The organism is Paraburkholderia sp. RL18-101-BIB-B (assembly GCF_046026985.1).
In the GTDB taxonomy this organism is placed as follows: Bacteria; Pseudomonadota; Gammaproteobacteria; order Burkholderiales; family Burkholderiaceae; genus Paraburkholderia.
The window spans coordinates 1-14,979 of sequence record NZ_JARESV010000092.1; the positions used below are offsets into that span (position 1 = coordinate 1).

Consider the following 14,979-nt stretch of genomic DNA (forward strand, 5'->3'; position numbering starts at 1 on the left):
ATTGATCATCTGCTTGGTCGGGGCGATCGCGATCTTCCCCGGGGTGGGGAACTCGTGGTAATCGAGGGCGGCTTCGCGGAGTTTGCTATTGACGGGAGTCGACATAAGGCGGGCTTCGAAGGGCGGATTAGAATAGACGTTCGACGGCATTGTAGCCCCAATTGGCGGCCCAATTCCTTCAATACGGGTACAACTGCCGCGACAGAAACATAGCGAAAGGCTGGCGTGGCATGCTGTGGCCGCAACGCGACCCGAATCGGAGTTGCCGGGCGATCGAATGTTTACCCGATGACCACTCCATACAATGCGCGCCGTTAGCCGCAATTCGCAACAATTAATCGTTCACCCTTCGCCACCATGCTCTCCGAGTTTTCGCTGATCGATCGTTTCTTTGCCCGCCGCGCCGCTGCCCGGCCCGCCGACGCCGCGAGCGGCACGCTCGGCATCGGCGACGACTGCGCGCTACTCGCCCCGCGCGCGGGCGAAATGCTGGCGATATCGACGGACATGCTGGTGGAAGGCCGCCACTTTTTCGCCGATGTCGATCCCGAGGCGCTGGGTCACAAAGCCCTCGCCGTGAACTTGTCGGACCTCGCCGCGATGGGTGCGCAACCGCAGGCGTTCACGCTGGCGTTCTCCTTGCCGAAGGCCGAAGAAGCCTGGCTTGCCGCGTTCAGCGAAGGGCTTTTCGCGCTGGCCGAACGCTACGGCTGCGAGCTGATCGGCGGCGATACGACCGGCGGTCCGCTGAATCTGTGCATCACGGTATTCGGCAGCGTGCCGCCGCGCGCGGCGCTGCGCCGCGACGCCGCGCAACCGGGCGATGACATCTGGATTTCCGGCACGCTCGGCGACGCGCGCGCCGGCCTCGGCGTGCGGCGCGGCGAATGGTCTGCCGATGCCAGCGACACTGCGACGTTTAGTCGCGCCCTCGACCGCCCGGAGCCGCGCGTCGCGCTCGGGCTCGCGCTGCGCGGCGTCGCCCACGCGGCGCTCGACCTCTCGGACGGTCTCGCGGGCGATCTGCTGCACATTCTGGAACGCTCGAACTTGCGAGCCACGGTCGACGTCGACGCCGTGCCCCGGTCCGCCGCGCTGCGCCGCCTCGCGCCGGAGGTCCAGCGACGCTGCACGCTCGCCGGCGGCGACGACTACGAGCTGTGCTTCACCGCGCCGCCCGCGGCGCGTGCCGCAGTCGAAAAGGCCGGCCACGAGGTGGGCATTCAGCTCACCCGCATCGGTACAATAAGCGCTCTCGAATCGGCGGCCGACCGCCCGGCGATCGGCTGGCGCGATGCCGCCGGCGCGCCGCTTACTCTGACGTTGCAAGGCTTCGACCACTTTCATGCAGACTGATCCCCCGCTCGGCCCGGCCGACAAACTCATCAGCGTCGAGCCGCCGCAGGCGCCGCGCGCGCCCGATCCGCGCCCGCCCGGCCGTCAGCCGCGCCGCGCCACCGCGCGCTTCATGCTGTCGCATCCGCTGCACATTCTGTCGCTGGGGTTCGGCAGTGGCCTGTCGCCGGTCGCGCCGGGCACGATCGGCACCCTGTTCGCGTGGGCGTCGTTCGCCGTTCTGAGCCGTTATCTGACCGTAATCGAGTGGGGCCTGCTGATCGTCGCCGGCTTCTTCGGCGGCATTGCGATTTGCGGATTCACCGCGAAGAAGCTCGGCATCGACGATCCTTCGCCGGTCGTGTGGGACGAAATCATCGCGTTCTGGCTGGTGCTGCTAATGGTCACGCCGGTCACGCTGACCGGGCAGTTGTGGGCGTTCCTCGTGTTCCGCTTCTTCGACATGGTGAAGCCGCCACCCATCGGCTATTTCGATCGTCGTCTGAAAGGTGGCTTTGGCATCATGTTCGATGACCTGGTCGCCGCGTTTTTCACGCTGCTCGTGATTGCACTCTGGCGCATGTCCGTTTGACTGCTGCCCGGCGGCCGCCGCGCCGCCGGGCATTCACCGCCAGCCCCCGTTTTTCCGGATTGACGCCATGCCTACCGATTCCGTCGTTCACCAGCTCGCCATTCGCGTGAGCAACCGTCTGCGCGACGAGCGCCTCATGCTCGTCACGGCCGAGTCCTGCACGGGCGGCATGGTAGCGACCGCGATCACCGACATTTCCGGCAGCAGCGGCTGGTTCGAGCGCGGCTTCGTCACGTATTCGAATCAGGCGAAGAGCGAGATGATCGGCGTGCCCGCCGAGCTGATCGACAAGCACGGCGCGGTCAGCGAGCAAGTGGCACGCGCCATGGCCGAGGGCGCGCTGCGCAATAGCCGCGCGCAGGTCTCGCTGTCGATTACCGGCGTCGCCGGACCGGGCGGCGGCACCGAAACCAAACCGGTCGGCATGGTCTCGTTTGGCTGGAGCAACCGGCTGCATACGTCGGTGGAAACGAAGATCTTCAAAGGCGACCGCGAGAAGATCCGCGTGCAGGCTGCCGCACATGCATTGCGCGGCGTCCTCGCCTTGCTCGACGAACGCGAGCACTAACCTTTGTTCGAAGCGGAGAGCCGATGCCTGATTCGCACGCAGTCAAAGACGAACTGATCCGCCGCCTCGATCTTAAACCGCATCCCGAAGGCGGATTTTTCAGCGAGACGTACCGCTCGGCGGAGCGCGTGATCCGCGACAGCGACCACAGCGCAGCGGAAACGCGCTCTGCGTCCACGGCGATCTATTACCTGCTCTGCGACGGCGCGCATTCGGCGTGGCACCGGATCAAGTCCGACGAGGTTTGGCATTTCTATGCGGGCGAACCGTTGAACGTCCATGTGCTCGACGAGACGGGCGCATTGGTGACACATAAGCTCGGCGACGCGCTGACGCACGCGGATGCCGTGTTTCAGGCCGTGGTGCCGGCAGGTCTGTGGTTCGCGGCGGAATGCGCCGATCCGGCGACCTTCGCGCTGGTGGGTTGCACGGTGGCGCCGGGTTTTGAATTCAGCGAATTCGAACTGGCGGATGTCGGCACGTTGAAAGCGCGGCATCCGCGGCATGCGGCGTTGATCGAGCGGCTGGGCCCAACCTGAATCCCAAGCGTTCATAGCCTGCCTTCAATGAAGGTTGCCCGCGCTTTTATGCCGATATCGCGGATATCGACGCGTTGAAAGCGCGGCATGCCGCGTTGATCGACCGGCTGAGGCCAAACTGAACTCCACGCGCGCCCGAACAACGACAGCCTGCGATTATCGGAACGCGTTGATCCGGTCCCGCGTTTCCATCGCGGCCTTCGCCGCGGCTTCGGCGAAATCGTCGCCCTTGCCCGCGTAGATAATCGCCCGCGACGAGTTGATCAGCATGCCCGTGCCGTTCGCGGTGCGGCCGGCGTTGACCGTCGCTTCCACGTCGCCGCCTTGCGCGCCGATGCCCGGAATCAGCAGCGGCATATCGCCGACGATCCCCCGCACCACTTCAATCTCTTTCGGGAAAGTCGCGCCGACCACCAGACTCAGCTGGCCGCTCGCATTCCATTTCTCCGCCGCCAATTGCGCAACGACCTGATACAGCGGACGGCCGCCCGTCTCCAGGAATTGCAGGTCGGAGCCGCCCGGGTTCGACGTGCGGCACAGCACGATCACGCCTTTGCCTGCGTGCTCCAGATACGGCTGGATCGAGTCGAAACCCATATAGGGATTCACCGTCACGGCGTCCGCCTGATAACGCTCGAACGCCTCGCGCGCATATTGCTCGGCGGTGCTGCCGATGTCGCCGCGCTTCGCGTCCAGAATCACCGGTAGGCCCGGATGGTTCGCATGAATGTGGGCGATCAGCTGCTCAAGCTGGTTTTCCGCGCGATGCGCCGCGAAGTAGGCAATCTGCGGTTTGAAAGACGACGCATACGGCGCGGTTGCGTCGACGATCGTGCGGCAGAAGTCGAAGATCGCCTCAGGACGGCCTGCGAGCGCGCCCGGGAATTTGCTCGGCTCGGGATCGAGGCCGACGCACAGCAGCGAGTTGGTGCGCTGCCAGGCGTCGTTGAGTGTCTGGATGAAATTGGACATGGTGGGTCTCGCGGCGGGCTGGGAACGAAAGAGGCGCGTATTTTACCCGTCCTGCGCGGCGGGCCGCGCCACCTTCGCCCGCTACTGCCGCCGCTTCGAGCCGCGCGCGCCCGGCATTGAGCGCAAACCCGTGCGTTCGACGGTGAATCGGAACGTGCGCGTCAGTCGCTCGCCGCGTCCTAGCAAGGTCATGCCGTTTTCACTCGCGCCGCCGGCCAGGTTCATCGCGTTGATCGGATGATCCACCGGTTCGAAGCAGAAAAAGTCTTCGCCGGGCGGCGTGTACAGCACGTAGTAGTCGGTATCGGCGGCAATGTTCAGCGACAGGCGGCGCTTCGGCCACACTACCGCCGCTTGCCCACTCCAGCCGGTAAAGGCGTGATTGACGATGGTTTCCGGCAGCGGATACGCCACGCCGAATTGCCAGGCGGGCGGCGCCTGCACATGCCGCACCGGCAACCAGTCGTCGCCGGAGAGCCACAGGCCGCCGGCCGCGGCGGACAACTCGGTGTCCGCGTCGCGCACGAAGAAGGGATGCACGCCCAGCCCGAAAGGCAGCGCCTCGCGCCCGGTATTTTCGATTTCGAGCGCGACGACCAGCGTCGGGCCGTCCAGCGTATAGGTTTGCGTCGCGCGGTACGTGTACGGCTTGCCGTCGCGGCGATCGAGCGTGAGGCGGACGTTTTCGCGATCCGACTCCGCGACCTGCCAGGCCGATTGCCAACCGTCGCCGTGAATCGGCAAGGGTTCGTCGGCGCGATTGCGTGGCACCTCGACGCGCCGGCCCGCCACATTGAATTCCCCGCCGCCGATGCGATTTGAATACGGCAGCAGCGGATAACAGGACAACTGGTTCGGTTGCGTATCGGCGCCGACGTGGCGGCAGCGGCGGAAGATCGGCGTGAGCGCGCCGTCGTTGCGCCAGTCGAAACGGGTGACGCCGCCGCCGAGCGTCGGCGCGACGTCGAGACGCAAATGCGCGTTGGCGAGCGTGATGCACGCGACATCGCCGGCGCTGGCTTCGCCGACGGCAACCGCCGACGTGCTGGGACCCGGCAACACCGGATTGGCCGCCGCGGCGAGTCGCGAGCGTCGACTCTGTGAGGTCTGAGGGGAGGAAGAAACAAGATTCGCAACAGTCATATCTGGCTCCATCGAGAGGCTTGGGACGTTGCCGTCATTGCTGACGGATGCTGTTGGGCGATTTTCTTAAACTGGTCGCCTCTGGGTCCGAACTGCATGCTGCCGATTTGCTGCCACTGGGATTGCACCATCAACTTGCGATTCACTTTCAGGTTCACTGCCCGACCGCGCTTTACCGTTTCATTACTTCATTGCTGCCTCGAGAGCGAGGCAGCGTCATTCTGCGCTAAGCTGGCGCGCCTTGGAACACCGGCTCCGGCAAACCTTGCCGTCCGGGCGTGGCGACGAACACGCCGCCGGCGTGCGTATCGTCCGCAAGCGCCGCTGCATCGAGGTCACAGCGTGCGCTCGTGATATACAGCGTGCCGAGTTGCGCGCCGCCCAGCGCGACGCAACTGGGCTGCGCGGTCGGCACGTCGACACGCTCCGTTTCCACGCCGTCCGGGCCGTAGCGCACCACTCGCCGGCCGCCCCATTGCGCGTTCCACAGGCCGCCGTCGCGGTCGACGGTCGAGCCGTCGGGTTCGCCGGTGGCGTCGGTGAGTTGGATGAACAGGCGGTCGTTGGCGATGCCGCCTTCAGCGCGGTAGTCGCACGCGCGGATTTCGCGTGTGGGCGAATCGCAGTAGTACATCGTCGTGCCGTCGGGACTGAACGCAATGCTGTTCGAGATCGCGGGCGCGGGCAACGGCAAACGCTCGAGCGAAAGATCGTGATCGAGCCGGTAGAAGCCGCCGATTGCCTGCAGCGGCGCGCCTTCATCTTTGGTGCCGAACACGAAGCGCCCCTGACGGTCGCAGCGGCCGTCGTTTACGCGCGTATTCAAGCCGGGTTCGACGTCGATGATGCGCCGCGTCTCACCGGTGGCCAGCTCGAAAAAGGCGAGATGCGTGGCCAGGCCGAGCAGCAGGTAACGCGGATCCGCGCACAGCGCGAACGTGGCGAGGCGCTCGGGCATACGCCAGGACATGGTGCTACCGTCCCTCGGGTCATAGCGCCACAGGCGCGCGCCTTCGATATCCGTCCAGTAGAAACGGCCGCTTTGCGTGCACCATGTCGCGCCTTCGCCGAGCGTGCATTTCGTATCGAGCAGCAGCGCGGCCGTGCCGGATGAACCGCTCGCACTCACGCCCAGCCTCCGTCGACGATGATGTCCTGCGCGGTGATCATCCGGCTGTCGTCGGCGGCGAGGAAGAGCGCCATGCGCGCGAGGTCGGCCGGTTCCAGCTCGGCGTCGATGCACTGCCCTTCCTTGATCGAACGACGGCCCGCGTCGTCGAGCCACAAGCGCTTCTGCTTCTCGGTCATCACCCACCCCGGCGCCAGCGTATTGACGCGGATATTGAAGTGGCCGAGGTCGCGTGCAAGACCGCGCGTCAAACCCTGCACCGCGGATTTCGACATCACATAGACCGGATAGCCGCCGTTCTTCAGCATCCAGCTGATCGAACCGAGGTTGATGATCGAGCCGCTGTTGGCGGCTTTCATGTCCTCCATCACCGCTTGCGCAGCAAAGAACTGGTGCCGAATGTTCACCGCGATGCCCGCGTCGAACGACTCGCGCGTGACTTCGCCGATCGTGTGGCGCTTGTCGTTCGCGGCGTTGTTCACCAGCACCTGGATCGGGCCGAGCGCGGTCTTCACGTCGGCGATCGCTTTTTGCAGCGCGTCGATGTCGGTCAGATCGCACGGCAGGAACAGCGGTTTGTGCTTCGAATCGCCGAGCTCGTCGGCGAGCGCTTCGCCGGCGCTCACGTCGATGTCGAAGAACGCGACGCGAGCGCCTTGCGCCGCGAAGTGCTCGACGAACGATGCGCCGATGCCGGTCGCGCCACCCGTGATCAACACCGTGCGGTCGACGAGGCTCGGATAGCGCGCAAAGACGTTATCCGCGAGACGGACGTTTGCATTGGCCGGAGACGACATCGTTCGATTCCTTTTAGAGCAAGTGAGTGAGTCGCGGGTTTAATCGCGCGATCCGCGGTTCTTCAACTGGTCGAGCAGCACGGCGGCGAGCAGGATCGCGCCACGCACGAGGTACTGATAGAACGCGTCGATGTTCATCAGGTTCATCACGTTCTCGACCGTGCCCATGATCAGCACGCCGATCACGACGCCGGAAATCGTCGCGCGGCCGCCGAGCAGCGAGACGCCGCCCAACACGCACGCCGAGATCACGTTCAGCTCGAAGCCCTCCGCGGCATTCGGCTGACCCGACGTGATACGCGAGGCCAGAATCACACCGGCCAGCGCGGTCACCGCGCCCTGAATCAGGAAGATGTAGACGCGCGTGCGTTCCACATTGATACCGGCCAGACGCGACGCTTCCGGATTGCCGCCGATCGCGAGCGTATTGCGGCCGTACACGGTCTGGTTGAGCATCACGCCGAACACGATGAAGCACAGCAGCGTGACCCAGATCGGCAGCGACACGCCGAAAAAGCTCAAACCGCCGAGCGCGATAAACGTATCCGACGACACGCCCACCGCCTGACCGTGCGAGACGATAAAGCCGAGGCCGCGAACGATTTCCATCGTGGCGAGCGTCGTGATCAGCGCGTTGATGCGCAGATACGCGATCACCGCGCCGTTGACGAAGCCGATCACGCCGCCCGCCGCCACCGCCGCGATGATCGCGATGAAGGTGTTACCGGTGGCGTTGAGCACCATCGCGCACAAGACGCCGGCGAACGCGACGGTCGAACCCACCGACAAGTCGAAGTCGCGCGAGGCGAGACAGAACATCATCGTGCACGAGACCATGCCGATCTGCGAGATCGACAGCGCGAGGCCGAGCATGTTCTCGATCGAGAAGAAGTGATCGACGGTCAGCGACATCGTGACGAACATCACGATGAAGATCACGATCAGGCTGTACTCGGTGATCTGTTGCCACCATTTCGCCTTGTCGTTGGACTGCGGAATCAGCGCTTCGGCGGCGCTCTTGGCGGCCTGTTGCGCGAGGTTTTCTCTGGCTTGCATGTTGAAGACTCCTCCCGTTCCCCACGGGTTGCCGGACTTTCGTCCGAATGATGTTCAGGCTGCCTGTTGGGCAGCCGATGCGGTTCCGGTGCCGGTTCCAGGTAACGCGGTCGAGCTTTGCGGCAAGGCGAGGCTCAAGACCGATTGTTCCGTTGCATCCTGGCGCGCCAGCTCGCCGGAAATCCGGCCCTGACGCATCACGACGATCCGGTCGGACACGCCGAGCACTTCCGGCAGTTCCGACGAAATCATCACGATCGCGCAGCCGCGTTCGGCAAGCTGATAGATCACGTTGTAGATTTCATGCTTCGCGCCGACGTCGATACCGCGAGTCGGCTCGTCGAGAATCACCACTTTCAGATCGGGCTCAGCCAACCAGCGCGACAGAATCGCCTTCTGCTGATTGCCGCCCGACAGGAAACGAATCTTCTGGCGGCGGCTCGGCGTCTTGATCTTGAGCAGCTTGATGAAACGGTCCGCGGTTTCCGCTTCCTTCTTGCGATCGAGGAACATCCCCGCGCGCAGGTAGTGACGGCGGCAACTAATATTGATGTTCTCCGACACCGTCGCCATCGCGACGATGCCCTCTTCCTTGCGGTCTTCCGGGCAGAGCACGATGCCGTGCCTGATCGCTTCACCCGCGCTGCGCACCTTGATCGGCTTGCCGTCGAGCATCAACTCGCCGCCCTTCTTGTGATCGGCGCCGTACACCAGATGCATCAGTTCGCTACGGCCCGCGCCCACCAGACCGAAAAAGCCGACGATCTCACCGCGGCGCACTTCGAAGCTGGCCGGTTGCGCGAGCGCGTGGCCTTCGATCGCTTTCGCCGCGAAGCGCACTTCGCCGAGCGGCCGCGCCGAGTAGTTATAGATGTCCGAAATTTCCCGCCCCACCATCTCGCTGACGATGGTGTCGCGCGACACGCCTTCGAGCGTCGGATGCGAGGCGATCTTGCGGCCGTCGCGGAAGATCGTGCAGGCGTCGCACAACTCGTAGATCTCGTCCATGCGGTGCGAGATGTAGATCATCGCGCGGTTGTCGGCACGCAGATCGCGCACCAGCTTGAACAGCACCTCGGTCTCACGATGCGACAGCGAGCTGGTCGGTTCATCCAATGCGATCACGCGCGCGTTACGCAGCAGCGCCTTGCAGATTTCCACCATCTGGCGCTGCGCGATCGAGAGCTTGCGCAGCTTCGCGTTCGGGTCGAGCGCCACGCCCATCGCTTCGAGGCGTTCGCGGACGAAGCGTTTGGCTTCGCGCTTGTTGACCCAGCCGAGCGAGTTCGGCAACTGGCCGAGCAGCAGGTTTTCCGCGACCGTCAGATCGGGCACGTATTGCAGTTCCTGGTGAATCACCGCGATGCCCGCCGCGATCGACGACGCCGCGCTGGAGAAGCGCACCTCGTTGCCGTCGATCATCACACGGCCCGAGTCGGGCTGATATTCACCGCCGAGAATCTTCAGCAGGGTCGATTTCCCTGCGCCGTTTTCGCCCATCAGGCCGTGCACCTGGCCGACGTTGACGTCGAAGGACACACCGTCGAGCGCGCGCACGCCTGGAAAGACTTTGCCGATATTGTCAAAACGTAGCGTCGCTGACACTTCGCCTCCTAATGCTTCGTGTGAACCTTTGCTTTGTGGCGCCTGCGTGATTACGTCATGGGCAGGTGCAAAGCAGAGCATGTCTCAACTACTCATCTTGTATTGCTGCTGCCGGCGCGTGCCCTCTTTCGCGAAAGAGAAACACGCGCCGGCAGTTCACTTCATGTCACCACTTGCTGAATCAAACCGCTCAATTTGCCGCGAGGCCCATCTTCTGGCGCACATCGGCGACGTTGTCACGCGTGGCCAGCATGCCGGTCGTCAGGGTCAGCGCCGGCGGTGCCTTGCCTTGCGTGATCCAGTCGTACATCAGCGTCGAGGTTTCTTCGCCATGGCGCTTCGGGCTGATGATGACCGTGCCGTAGAAGCCCGTCGGCGACGGCTTCTTGAACTCGTTGAGTGCCGAGTCCGATCCGCCGATGCCGATACCGATCATGTTGTCCGCCTTGAAGCCGCGGCCTTCCGCTGCACGCACGGCGCCGAGCACGGCTTCGTCGTTCAGGCCGTAAGCGACCCAGTGCTTGAAGTTCGGATTCTTCGTCAGCGCGATGTTGGCGGCGTTGAACGCGTTTTCCGTGTCGGTCTTCGCTTGCGGCGCGGCGATGATGTTCGCCTTCGGGAAGCCGGCGGCGATCAGTGCGTCGGTTGCGCCGCTGGTGCGGTCATGCGCGGTCGGCAGTTGTTCGTAGGTCACGTCGATCGCGCCCACGTCCTTCATGTCCCAGCCGCGTTTCTTGATTTCCGCGGCCAGACCGTCGCCGACCTGCTTGCCGATGTTGTACGCCGAGATGCCCATATGCGGCACCGATGCGATCGGCTTGCCCGAGCCGTCGACCAGACGATCGTCCACCGTCATCATCTTCAGGCCGTCGGCCTTCGCCTTCGCGACGATGCCCGGTCCGAGCTTGACGTCAGGCGTGCAGATCACGAAGCCTTGCGCCTTTTGCGCCGACAGGTTGTCGATTGCGCTCATCACCTTCTCGCCCGACGGCGCGCCGATCTTCACCAGGGTGAAGCCCTTTTCCTTGGCGGCGATTTCGGCGAACTTCCACTCGTCCTGGAACCACGGTTCTTCCGGCTGCTTCACGAGGAAGCCGATCTTCACCGGGTCGGCAGCTTGCGCAACCGGTGCGTTGAAGAGCACACCCGTCGCCGCTGCTGCCAGCGTGAGGAAAATTCTACGTTTCATGATGCGTGTCTCCTGACTAATTGATAACGAGAAGGTATCGGCCGCGTCTTCTTGTACCGGTTGTGACACACGCGGCCAGCGCGTCGTCCGGTGTACTCCATGCGCCCCTGCGCAATTCGGGTCCTGCAAAAATCAGTCGTGATACAGCGCCGAGCGGCCACCATCCACGGTGATGCAGGTGGCGTTGATGAACGGCGCTTCGTCCGAGGCGAGAAACACCGCGGTCATCGCCACTTCTTCCGGGCGGCCAATGCGTTTCATCGGCTGCAGAGCCAGCGTCGCCTGCTGCGCGGCGGCCGGATCGGCCTGCTCGTTCCACCAGTCATGCGTCAATTGCGTTTCGATGTAACCCGGCGCGATCGCGTTGACCCGCACATTGCGCGGCGCGTATTCGATGCCGAGCGCGCGCGTCAGGCCGATCACACCGTGCTTCGCCACGGGGTACGGAAAGCAGCCCGGAATGATCTTGAACGAATGCGTCGAGGCGATATTCACGATGCTGCCCGCGCCGCGTTCGACCATGCCCGGCAACGCCGCGCGGCAACCGTTCCACACGCCGTCGAGATCGACCGCGAAGCAGCGGCGCCAGTCTTCGTCGGTCATGGTGAGCGGGTCGCAGAACACGTTGATGCCGGCGTTGTTCACCAGCACGTCGAGCGCGCCGAATGCGCGTTCGGCTTCGCTCACCGCGTGCTGAACCGACGCGGATTGCGTCACGTCCGTATGCACCGCGAGCACGCGCGCGCCGGTCTGCACCTTGATATGCTCGGCCGTCTGCTGCGCGGTGTCGATATCCAGTTCGGCCAGCACGACCGCCGCGCCCTCGCGTGCGAACGCATGCGCGATCGCCGCGCCGATGCCGCGACCGGCGCCGGTGACGAGAGCGACTTTACCGGCGAGCCGTTTCATTTCTTCGCACCCGCACGGGCGATGCGCAAACCGTTGATGAACGCCTTCGCGTGCGATGCCGTCACGGCCGCGCTCTGACCCGGCTTGTACAGCGCCGAGCCAAGACCGAAGCCGTTCGCGCCCGCGCTGAGGAACGGGCCCATGTTGTCAGGCGTGATGCCGCCGACCGGCACCAGCGGCACTTCCGCCGCGATCACCGCGCGCCATGCTTTCACGACCTGGCAGCCGAGCTGTTCGGCGGGGAACATCTTCAGCACGTCCGCGCCGTTCTTCAGCGCGATGAACGCTTCGTTGGGTGTCGCGACGCCCGGCGCGCAGGCCATGCCTTGCGCCTTCGCGGCACTGACCACTTCCGGATCGCTATGCGGCATGACGATCAGTTCGCCGCCCGCCGACTTCACGTCGTTGACGAAACTCGGATGCAGCACCGTGCCCGCGCCGACGATCGCGTCGGCCGGCAACACCTTGCGGATCGCGGCGATGCTGTCGAACGGTTGCGGCGAATTCAGCGGCACTTCGACGATCCGGAAGCCGGCTTCATACAGCGCCTGACCGTGCTCGGCGGCATCGGCGGGCGTCACGCCGCGCATGATCGCGATCAGCGGACACGCCTCGAACGCCGCGATCAAACCCGCGTGCGGCATGTACGGAGCGGGCAGATTGATGTGAGGTTGCATGTCGGTTCCTTGTTTCGTGGGCGGCGGCGCTGCCGGTCAGGCGCGCGCCGTCTTGGCGGCCGGTTGGACGAGCCCCGCCTGCGACGCGACGCGCCACAGGCCGCGCTCGGTAGCATGCTTGACCAGTTCCGCCTGGGTACAGCCGAATTGCGCCAGCGCGAGCCGATAGCGCTCGCACAGCGCTTCGTTGCCGATCAGGCGCAGGCTCTGCCCGGCAAGCGCGCTTTGTTGTTGCGCGAGCACGGCATTGAGGCCAGCCAGTTCATGTCCAATCAGCAATCCCGACAGATAGTCGGGTTGTTGTTCGCGCGAAAGTTGTCCGGTGAGGCCGAGCGTGCGCGAACTGAATACGGTCGCGAGCACACCCGCCTGGCCTTTTTCCCGGGCGATGTTCACGCCATGCAGGAACGCCCCGGTGTCCGGAAGATCCGGCGTGAGCATCGTGCGGCCGAGAATCGTGTGTTCGCGCAATGCCGCGAACACTTCGCCGGTCATGAAAGTGTGAAAACGTTCGATGCGGTCCGCCTGCACCACCGCCCATTTCGCGTGCGTGCCGGGCAGGCCGATCAGGGCACGCTTGCCGCTGTCGGCGGTGTTCGTTTCCTCGCCGAGTGCGCCGAAGATTTGCGTTTCTTCGCCGCGCATCACGTTGGGCAGTTCGCCGCGTTGCAGGACGCCCGGCACGATATGCAGCGTCACGCCGCACGCCGCCTTGACGCGGACGATGCCGGCCACCAGCGCATCGGCGCTCGCCGGCGTGTCCACATACGGCGCTTCCAGCCAGCCTTGCGCGCTGCCGACCATGCCGGCCGCGATCACCGGCGCGGCGGGCGCGTGTTCGAGCCAGGCGCCGCAGGCGTCGTCGAAGGCCGCGTCGAAGCCGCCCTGCTCGGCGCTGCGCGGCAGATTCATGATGCCCGCCGTCGATGCGCGCGTCGCCAGCACGTTGCCGGACGCGTCGTACAGATAGGCGCGCAGCGAGGTCGTGCCCCAGTCGAGCGCGATCAGCGCGGCATCCGCGTGGCTGGCGTCCACCGCAACTGCTGCGGCGTGGCTGACTGCCTGGGTGGGAGAACCCGCTCGCTTCATCGCTTGATCCTGCGGGTTGCCGGTTGCGGGGCGCGCCAGCCGAGTTCTTCCGAGATCGCGCGCGCTTCGCGCTGCACGACCGGAATCAGTTCGTCCATGCGTTCGAGCGACATGTACGGGATCGTGCTCGCCACCGATAGCGCCGCCACCACCGCGCCCGACGCGTCGCGCACCGGAGCCGCGACGCAACGGATCGACGCTTCGTTTTCTTCGAGGTCGAAGGTGTAGCCGCCGGCGGCGTAGTTGGTCATGCGCTGCATGAAGGTCTGCGCGTCAGGGCGGTTATCGGGCTTGAAGCTGACACCGGCGAGCGCGCGGCGCGATGCGTCGAAGAGCGATTGCCAGACGTCCGGCGTGAGGTCGAGCATCATGGCTTTGCCGATCCCCGTCGACGCCAGCGGCATGCGATGGCCGACGCGTGAGCGCATTTCGAGGCCACGGGTGCCGGGGATTTTGTCGATGTACAGGACGTCGTCGCCGTCGCGCACGCCGAGGTGGATCGTGTCGAGCGTCTGTTCCGCGAGCGATTCCAGATGCTGGCGTGCGACCGCGGTGAGCGGCATCTGTTCGAGTGCGATGGTGCCGAGTTCGATCAGCTTTGGGCCGAGCAGGTAGCCGCCTTGCACCTGGCGCAGGTAGCGCGCTTGCACGAGGCTGCTCACCAGACGATGCGTGGTGCTGCGGGTCGTGCCGAGCGCGGCGCCGAAGGTGCGCAGGTCGCGGACGCCGGCTGCTGCCGCTTCGAGGATCGCCAGGCCGCGCAGGAGGGTTTGCGTGCCGGCTTGCTGTGGGGTGATGTCGAGCAGCGTGCTGGGCAGCGCGATTCCGTCTACCGGGGCTGGGTGGATGCTGGGTCGGGGCGGTTTCGTGGCCGTGGCCGTGGCCGGGCGCGGGATGGCGCTGGGCACGTGATCGGCTGATGGCGACAGATCGGCGTCGGACTCGCTCGCGGCGTGAGTAGGCATCGCTTTGTTCATGGCGATTCGCTTTTCGGTGGTTTTTTTGCGCTTACAGCGCGGGGCCGGAGATTGGGCCTGGGTTGCTCGCGGTGTCGCGGGCGTGGTGCTGCCTTTGCGTTTTAGGCATGGTTGGTTTTGTCTCCGGTTTTTTTGCTGTTGCTTTTGGCGCTGCGCAGGGTTGGCTTTGTTTGCCTTTCGCTGCGGCGCTTTGCGTGTTGGGTTGGATTGTAGGGCGGTTTTTGAGAAAGCTCCAATATGTGAGTGTTGGATTCAGATAATGGGATTTGGCGTTGTTAGGGTTTTTTGGTTGTGTTCTGTAGGGTGTTGGCCTTTCCTTGAATTCATGTCGGTCTGTTGGCGTCGCCCCTGTGCGGGGCGGCACCTACTTTCTTTGCCGCGGCAAAGAAAGTAGGCAAAGAA

Annotated in this window: 15 protein-coding genes and 1 pseudogene; 4 read left to right on the forward strand and 12 right to left on the reverse strand. The window is 64.6% G+C overall.

Annotated features, from left to right (window positions below; all coding sequences use genetic code 11):
• Nucleotides 1-150, reverse strand: a pseudogene (locus P0D73_RS44800) (malic enzyme); the annotation flags it as partial.
• Nucleotides 151-357: 207 nt separating this feature from the next.
• Between P0D73_RS44800 and thiL the strand changes: the two are divergent.
• The 4 genes from thiL to P0D73_RS44820 all read left to right on the forward strand — a co-directional run bounded on the left by thiL (nucleotide 358) and on the right by P0D73_RS44820 (nucleotide 3,034).
• Nucleotides 358-1,356, forward strand: coding sequence for a thiamine-phosphate kinase (gene thiL, locus P0D73_RS44805; RefSeq protein ID WP_408183418.1), 999 nt, complete (start codon nucleotides 358-360; stop codon nucleotides 1,354-1,356).
• Nucleotides 1,346-1,927 carry a phosphatidylglycerophosphatase A family protein gene (locus P0D73_RS44810; RefSeq protein ID WP_207915607.1) on the forward strand — a complete coding sequence of 194 codons (582 nt, stop codon included), beginning with the start codon at nucleotides 1,346-1,348 and terminating at the stop codon, nucleotides 1,925-1,927. Before thiL ends, P0D73_RS44810 begins: the two co-directional genes overlap by 11 nt.
• A 67-nt stretch (nucleotides 1,928-1,994) precedes the next feature.
• Nucleotides 1,995-2,495 carry a CinA family protein gene (locus P0D73_RS44815; RefSeq protein ID WP_106285221.1) on the forward strand — a complete coding sequence of 167 codons (501 nt, stop codon included), beginning with the start codon at nucleotides 1,995-1,997 and terminating at the stop codon, nucleotides 2,493-2,495.
• Between the two features lie 23 nt (nucleotides 2,496-2,518).
• Nucleotides 2,519-3,034, forward strand: a complete 516-nt coding sequence (locus P0D73_RS44820; RefSeq protein ID WP_408183417.1) for a cupin domain-containing protein — start codon at nucleotides 2,519-2,521, stop codon at nucleotides 3,032-3,034.
• 156 nt (nucleotides 3,035-3,190) lie between these two features.
• Here P0D73_RS44820 and pyrF read toward each other — a convergent pair whose 3' ends face one another.
• The 11 genes from pyrF to P0D73_RS44875 form a co-directional block, all read right to left on the reverse strand.
• Nucleotides 3,191-4,006, reverse strand: a complete 816-nt coding sequence (gene pyrF / locus P0D73_RS44825; RefSeq protein WP_408183416.1) for an orotidine-5'-phosphate decarboxylase — start codon at nucleotides 4,004-4,006, stop codon at nucleotides 3,191-3,193.
• An 81-nt stretch (nucleotides 4,007-4,087) separates the two neighbouring features.
• Complete coding sequence (locus P0D73_RS44830) at nucleotides 4,088-5,149, reverse strand: aldose 1-epimerase (RefSeq protein WP_408183415.1); 1,062 nt, start codon at nucleotides 5,147-5,149, stop codon at nucleotides 4,088-4,090.
• Between the two features lie 226 nt (nucleotides 5,150-5,375).
• Nucleotides 5,376-6,278 carry an SMP-30/gluconolactonase/LRE family protein gene (locus tag P0D73_RS44835; protein WP_408436122.1) on the reverse strand — a complete coding sequence of 301 codons (903 nt, stop codon included), beginning with the start codon at nucleotides 6,276-6,278 and terminating at the stop codon, nucleotides 5,376-5,378.
• On the reverse strand, nucleotides 6,275-7,075 hold the full coding sequence (locus tag P0D73_RS44840; protein WP_132373035.1) for an SDR family NAD(P)-dependent oxidoreductase: 801 nt from the start codon (nucleotides 7,073-7,075) through the stop codon (nucleotides 6,275-6,277). The genes P0D73_RS44835 and P0D73_RS44840 overlap by 4 nt, the downstream gene beginning before the upstream one ends.
• A 39-nt stretch (nucleotides 7,076-7,114) precedes the next feature.
• On the reverse strand, nucleotides 7,115-8,131 hold the full coding sequence (araH, locus tag P0D73_RS44845; RefSeq protein WP_132373033.1) for an L-arabinose ABC transporter permease AraH: 1,017 nt from the start codon (nucleotides 8,129-8,131) through the stop codon (nucleotides 7,115-7,117).
• Between the two features lie 54 nt (nucleotides 8,132-8,185).
• On the reverse strand, nucleotides 8,186-9,736 hold the full coding sequence (gene araG, locus P0D73_RS44850) for an L-arabinose ABC transporter ATP-binding protein AraG (RefSeq protein WP_408183412.1): 1,551 nt from the start codon (nucleotides 9,734-9,736) through the stop codon (nucleotides 8,186-8,188).
• A 190-nt stretch (nucleotides 9,737-9,926) separates the two neighbouring features.
• The gene (locus tag P0D73_RS44855) at nucleotides 9,927-10,925 is read right to left on the reverse strand and encodes an arabinose ABC transporter substrate-binding protein (RefSeq protein ID WP_132373029.1); all 999 of its coding nucleotides are present in this window, start codon (nucleotides 10,923-10,925) and stop codon (nucleotides 9,927-9,929) included.
• Nucleotides 10,926-11,057: 132 nt separating this feature from the next.
• A complete protein-coding gene (locus tag P0D73_RS44860) occupies nucleotides 11,058-11,834 on the reverse strand; it encodes an SDR family oxidoreductase (protein ID WP_408294710.1) in 777 nt (258 codons plus the stop codon).
• Nucleotides 11,831-12,511, reverse strand: coding sequence for a 2-dehydro-3-deoxy-6-phosphogalactonate aldolase (locus tag P0D73_RS44865; RefSeq protein ID WP_408183411.1), 681 nt, complete (start codon nucleotides 12,509-12,511; stop codon nucleotides 11,831-11,833). The genes P0D73_RS44860 and P0D73_RS44865 overlap by 4 nt, the downstream gene beginning before the upstream one ends.
• Before the next feature lie 36 nt (nucleotides 12,512-12,547).
• Entirely contained in the window at nucleotides 12,548-13,600 is a 1,053-nt protein-coding gene (locus tag P0D73_RS44870; RefSeq protein ID WP_408436125.1) for a 2-dehydro-3-deoxygalactonokinase, read from the reverse strand.
• On the reverse strand, nucleotides 13,597-14,577 hold the full coding sequence (locus tag P0D73_RS44875) for an IclR family transcriptional regulator (protein ID WP_408183693.1): 981 nt from the start codon (nucleotides 14,575-14,577) through the stop codon (nucleotides 13,597-13,599). The genes P0D73_RS44870 and P0D73_RS44875 overlap by 4 nt, the downstream gene beginning before the upstream one ends.
• Between the last annotated feature and the right edge of the window lie 402 nt (nucleotides 14,578-14,979).